Here is a 5,037-nt window from a genome sequence, read left to right on the forward strand (position 1 = left end):
CGCGTCAGCGGTGCGGAGTCCTTAGTTTTTCGCCTGCAGCGACAAGACAATACTTGGCAGATTGTCGAGCCCAGAGAGCTGCCTGCCGATGAGATCAACGTCAACCGCTTGCTCAATACTCTGGCCCGCCTGCAGGCCGTGGAGTTCCCCGCCGAGACCCAGACGGATCTAGCCCCCTATGGCTTGGAGCAGCCTTCCGCCCGGCTGACGGTAGAGCTGGAGGAGGGCAAAACCCTGAAGGTCGCTTTGGGATCGGAGAAAGATGGCCAGGTGTACGTCATCACCTCTGAGCACCCGGCAGTAGCCACCTTGCTCACCTCCACCGCCGATATTCTCCGCTCCGACTTGGAAGAGCTGCGGGATCACCGCATTGCCCGCCTCAACGCCAACCAAGTGGGCCAAGTCACCTTAGAATCCCAAGGGGAAAAGGTCACCCTCACCCCTCGGCCTTCAGAGAAGGGATCCTTGGAGCTGCGCTGGGAAAACCCGGAGCGACCGGGCCAGCCTGTGGATCTCGGCTCTCTGTTCTCCAGCCTGAATGCTGCCCGCGCCAAGGAGTTTGTGGAACAGGCCGACGCGGAAGCCCAAAGGGTGTTGTCTGAGCCCGACCTACGGCTGACCTTTGAGCCCAAGCCTGACGCCGAGCAGGATCCCTTAACCCTGACCTTGGCCGCCTCTGGCTTGCAGGCCTACGTGCAAAGCAGCCGCCAGCCGGACATTGCCGTGATCGAGCTGAGCACCTTCAACAGCCTGGAAACCGAAGTGAATCGCCTCTTGGAGGGCCAGCCGGAGAGCAAGGACTCTGCCCCGCTCACGCGACCAGATCCCACTCCCTCGCCCTAGAGTCCCTAGAGCCTTAGCCAGCAGGGGTAGCTGTCTTCTCTTCCGCAGTTTGGGCTTCTTTTTTCAGGGCTTCCCCTTGTATCGTCAGCACCGAGCAGGGAGCGCGGTGGAGCACGTAGTTGCTAACGCTGCCCAGAAACAGCTCGCTCAGGCCGGAGTGGCCGCGGCGGCCCACCACCACCAAGTCCGCATCCCAAGAGCGGGCCAGATCGCAGATGACCCGACCGGGGTTGCCGTAGTTGAGGGTGTACTCAGCGCGGATCCCGTGCTCAGCCGCTTTCTCCACCAGCGAGCGCAGGTAGTCCATCTGGTTTTGCTCGAAGATGGCACATTGCTCCCGGTAGGACTGCCACAGCTCGGCGCTGATGGTGGAGCTGTAATCTACCCCCAGGATCATCGGCGGCTCTGGGGCGCCCGGCTCTTCCTGAGACAGAACATGGAGAATCATCATCTGGGCCTGCATGGCCTTGGCCACTTGGACGGCCTTTTGAAATACTCCCTGGCTCAGCTCCGACCGATCCACTGCCACCAAAATCCTGCTGAACATATTGGCTTCCTCCAGATGGCTAACAGCGGGGCACAAGGCAGAAGCAGCGTGACTTCGGGGTTGACCTCTGACCCCTTTTCCCTCAACTCCAAGCTCCCCTCTGCTCTGCCCCACCTATCTGTGTTGTAGAAGATTTGGGCGAGAAAACCCCAGATATCTTGAACGAACTAGGCAGATTGGCAACGAAAGTTCAGAGATCTTGACACCGGTCAGAAGGCATCGCCTTGGGCTGCCCACTCCAACACCGCCTGCAGCGCCTCGGCCTGCTCTTGCCAGACTTGATCGAGGGGAGTGCCCCGCAGGATTTCCAGCGTTAGGGTTGGGATCCGCCGTTCCTGCCCTGCCCAAGTGCCCAGAGAACCAGGGGTAGGGTAGCCAATGTCGGCGGCGACGGGCAAGCCGTTGCGAGCAGCCATCACCTGGGCCAGCTCAAGGGCAGGGCCGTTGTAGTTCACGCAGGGGTGCGCCTGGCAGGAGTGGGCAGAAAGGATAAACTGGGGCTGAATCCGGGCCAAACTCGTCAACAACACTTGCGTTTCGGGCTCGGAGCCTGGGGCCGATCCGGGCGGATAGCGAGCTTCCAAAGAGGCCGGGATCCAATCTTGGGTGGGCAGATTGCGGTTGAGATCCACACCGTTGGCATTGAGCCGTTGCCCCAAGGCACAGCCATCCGGGTTCAAGCGAGGGATTGCCCATAGGGTCGCTTTCCCGGCCAGGGATCCCCATTTCCCAGAAGCCACATAGCGCTCGATCAGGGCATAGCCCTCCACCTCATCCCCGTGTACCCCGCCGAGCAGCAGCAAGGAGCGGATCCCTTGGGTGAGCTGCCAAAGGTGAATAGGACGCCCCTGCACCGAGTAGCCGATGACCCGCAGGGATCCCAAGGGTTCGCCAAGTTTTTGAGACATGGGGGATCCCGACAAATCTCACAACCTCTAGAACGGGATATCGTTGGGATCTGGTGGGGAAGGGACATCCCCTTCAGAGGATTCCCCAGTTGCCGGTTCACCCATCCCCGTCAGAGAGAGGACGCGAGCGGATCCCAGTTGATGGACACGGCGCGCGGTGATCTCGGCCAGCTTTTCCTTGCGCCCATCTCGCTCCACCACATTCATGTGCAGTTGGCCTTCCACTGTGATTTGGTCGCCCACATGGCAGGTGTCCACCACCCTTTTGGCCAGTTCTCCAAAAGAGGAAACGCGCACGCGATAGGGCGGCTCATCCGGGCGCAAGCTGGGAAAGCCGATCACCAAGGACGCAACAGCTAAGTTATCAAGGGTGTAGCGCAGCTCTGGCTCAGACAGAACCTCGCCCATCAACACAATCGAGTTCATAACGGAGCCATCCAGGGATAAGGGGCAGCTCAGCGCACTTCCATCATGCCCGCAGGCCAGGATGCCGTCAAACCTAGCCGACGCGGAGAGTCATGTGGCGCAGCACACTCTCGTTGATGCGCAGGTTTTTCTCCCAGGCAGCCACCGCATTGGGTTCGGCTTCGTAGTTGAACTGGATGTACAGACCCTCCTTGAACTTTTTCATCTCAAACCCGGCAAAGCGGCGCTTGCCCCTATTGGTAATCTCCACGTGGGTTACTCCGTTCTCTCGCAGGATTGCCTCCTGACTGCTGAGCAGTTGTTCGAGGGGTTCATCTGACAGATCAGGACGCACAATCAGCATCGTTTCGTAAGCGCGGGGCATGGAAGCAAGTTCTCCTTAGAATCCAGTGGTAGAGACGCAGTGGACTATACTAGCTTTTCTTTCCCACAACCGAAAAGGCTGCCGCCCAATTCCCATACCCTGGCCGCAGCAGCCAATGCAGGTGAGGCTGCTCACAAGAGGGGATCCATTGTCCGATACAATAGGGATTGCTTCATTGGCCGCTGGTTGGCCCGGCCAAGACACGCTGAATCGAGAGTTGGGATTCCAAGCATGAGCGCAGACGAAGTTTACAGCCGTGTTCGTAAGATCGTGTCCGATCAACTGGGCGTGGAAGATGACAAAGTGACCCCAGAAGCCAATTTCCAGAACGACCTGGGGGCCGACAGCCTTGATACGGTGGAGCTGGTCATGGCTTTTGAAGAGGAATTCGACCTGGAGATCCCCGATGAAGATGCAGAAAGGATCGCCACCGTGCAAGACGCTGTTAACTACATCCTCTCGAAGAAAGCTGCCTAGTCTGCCCCCAGTTCTGACTCTATACCCCCGGGCTAACACCGGACGATGGCTACCACAGATCCCGCCACTGCTTACAGACCAACCCGCCGCGTTGTGATTACGGGCCTGGGTGCGGTCACCCCTATCGGCAACTCTCCTGCCGAGTTTTGGCAGAGCCTGCTGGCAGGGCGCTCCGGCATTGGGCCGATTACCCATTTCGATGCCTCCCGCCACGACTGCCGTATTGCCGGAGAGGTGAAGGGATTTGATCCCCTCGACTATTTGGATCGCAAGGATGTCAAGCGCACCGACCGCTTTGTGCATCTGGCGATGGCGGCCACCCGGCAAGCCTTGGAGGACGCTGACTTTCGCATCACCGATCTCAACGCCGAGCAAGTGGGGGTGATCTTGGGCACCGGCATCGGCGGCATCCGCGTCTTGGAAGAGCAGCAGACCATCTATCTGCAGAAAGGGCCGGATCGCTGTAGCCCCTTCATGGTGCCCATGATGATTGCCAACATGGCTGCGGGTCACCTGGCCATTCATTTTGGCGCCAAAGGCCCCAATTCCTGCACAGTTACGGCCTGTGCCTCTGGCTCCAACGCCATTGGCGATGCCTTTCGGCTCATCCAGAGGGGAGAGGTGCAAGCGGCGATTACAGGTGGCACGGAAGCGGCGGTCACCCCTTTGTCCATGGCGGGGTTCAGTGCCATGAAGGCCCTTTCCACCCGCAACGACACCCCGGAGCAAGCCTGTAGGCCCTTTGATCGGGATCGGGATGGCTTTGTCATGGGGGAAGGAGCAGGGATCCTGGTGCTGGAGGAGTTGGAGCACGCCCGCGCCCGCGGGGCCAAGATCTATGCGGAGATAGTCGGCTATGGCCTCACCTGCGATGCCCACCACATGACCAACCCTGCCCCCGGCGGCGAGGGAGCGGCCCGGGCGATGCGGCTGGCCCTCAAGGATGCCGGGCTTCAGCCTGGGGATGTGCAACACATCAATGCCCATGCCACCAGCACCCCTGTAGGGGATATCGCCGAGGTCCAGGCCATCAAGTCGGTCTTTGGCGAGCATGCCCCCCGTTTGGCCATCAGCGCCACCAAGTCCATGACCGGCCACCTGTTGGGGGGAGCGGGCGGCATTGCCACGGTGGCCACAGCTTTGGCCATCCACCACGGCTGGGTTCCTCCCACCCTCAACTTGGACAACCCCGATCCCGAGTGCGAAGGGCTGGATTTTGTCCCCCACAAGGGGCGGCAGATGGCCGTTGAGGCCGCTTTGGTGAATGCCTTTGGGTTTGGTGGGCACAACGTCACGCTGGCCTTGCGCCGCTACTCTCCCGCTTGAAGGGCTTGGCCTATGTCTTCTCCCGAAAGTTCACTGCCCTCAGTTCGCCAACAAGCCTTGGCCGCTTTGACGGCGGAGCTGGCGCAGCAGGGTCACCCGCCCGAATATGCTCAGCACATGGCGGCGGCGGTTATTTTTCAAGCGGA

7 protein-coding genes are annotated in these 5,037 nt (G+C 60.2%); 3 read left to right on the plus strand and 4 right to left on the minus strand.

Going from position 1 to position 5,037, the window contains the following annotated elements:
• Positions 1-843: DUF4340 domain-containing protein (locus NW819_RS12650; RefSeq protein WP_414413960.1), on the plus strand; the 843-nt coding region annotated here is incomplete at its 5' end.
• 13 nt (positions 844-856) lie between these two features.
• On the opposite strand, the gene NW819_RS12655 is transcribed toward NW819_RS12650, so the two are convergent.
• The 4 genes from NW819_RS12655 to rpsF form a co-directional block, all read right to left on the minus strand.
• On the minus strand, positions 857-1,504 hold the full coding sequence (locus NW819_RS12655; protein ID WP_414355688.1) for a universal stress protein: 648 nt from the start codon (positions 1,502-1,504) through the stop codon (positions 857-859).
• Between the two features lie 95 nt (positions 1,505-1,599).
• Positions 1,600-2,298: a M14 family zinc carboxypeptidase gene (locus NW819_RS12660; protein WP_414413961.1), complete on the minus strand. Its 699-nt coding sequence runs from the start codon at positions 2,296-2,298 to the stop codon at positions 1,600-1,602.
• A 27-nt stretch (positions 2,299-2,325) separates the two neighbouring features.
• A complete protein-coding gene (locus NW819_RS12665; RefSeq protein WP_011433267.1) occupies positions 2,326-2,724 on the minus strand; it encodes a single-stranded DNA-binding protein in 399 nt (132 codons plus the stop codon).
• A 73-nt stretch (positions 2,725-2,797) separates the two neighbouring features.
• Entirely contained in the window at positions 2,798-3,088 is a 291-nt protein-coding gene (gene rpsF, locus NW819_RS12670) for a 30S ribosomal protein S6 (protein WP_011433268.1), read from the minus strand.
• A gap of 231 nt (positions 3,089-3,319) precedes the next feature.
• Here rpsF and NW819_RS12675 point away from each other — a divergent pair, with 231 nt between their 5' ends.
• On the plus strand, positions 3,320-3,565 hold the full coding sequence (locus NW819_RS12675; RefSeq protein ID WP_414343279.1) for an acyl carrier protein: 246 nt from the start codon (positions 3,320-3,322) through the stop codon (positions 3,563-3,565).
• Positions 3,566-3,610: 45 nt separating this feature from the next.
• Positions 3,611-4,891, plus strand: coding sequence for a beta-ketoacyl-ACP synthase II (gene fabF / locus NW819_RS12680; protein ID WP_414413962.1), 1,281 nt, complete (start codon positions 3,611-3,613; stop codon positions 4,889-4,891).
• Positions 4,892-5,037 lie beyond the last annotated feature (146 nt).

Source organism: Synechococcus sp. R8-2 (assembly GCF_047461715.1).
Classification (GTDB): Bacteria; Cyanobacteriota; Cyanobacteriia; order Thermostichales; family Thermostichaceae; genus Thermostichus.

Bases quoted from the DNA above. Each gene is read 5' to 3' on its own strand.
- NW819_RS12660 (WP_414413961.1), bottom strand. From the start codon at position 2,298: ATGTCTCAAAAACTTGGCGAACCCTTGGGATCCCTGCGGGTCATCGGC.
- NW819_RS12665 (WP_011433267.1), bottom strand. From the start codon at position 2,724: ATGAACTCGATTGTGTTGATGGGCGAGGTTCTGTCTGAGCCAGAGCTG.
- rpsF (WP_011433268.1), bottom strand. From the start codon at position 3,088: ATGCCCCGCGCTTACGAAACGATGCTGATTGTGCGTCCTGATCTGTCA.
- NW819_RS12675 (WP_414343279.1), top strand. From the start codon at position 3,320: ATGAGCGCAGACGAAGTTTACAGCCGTGTTCGTAAGATCGTGTCCGAT.
- fabF (WP_414413962.1), top strand. From the start codon at position 3,611: ATGGCTACCACAGATCCCGCCACTGCTTACAGACCAACCCGCCGCGTT.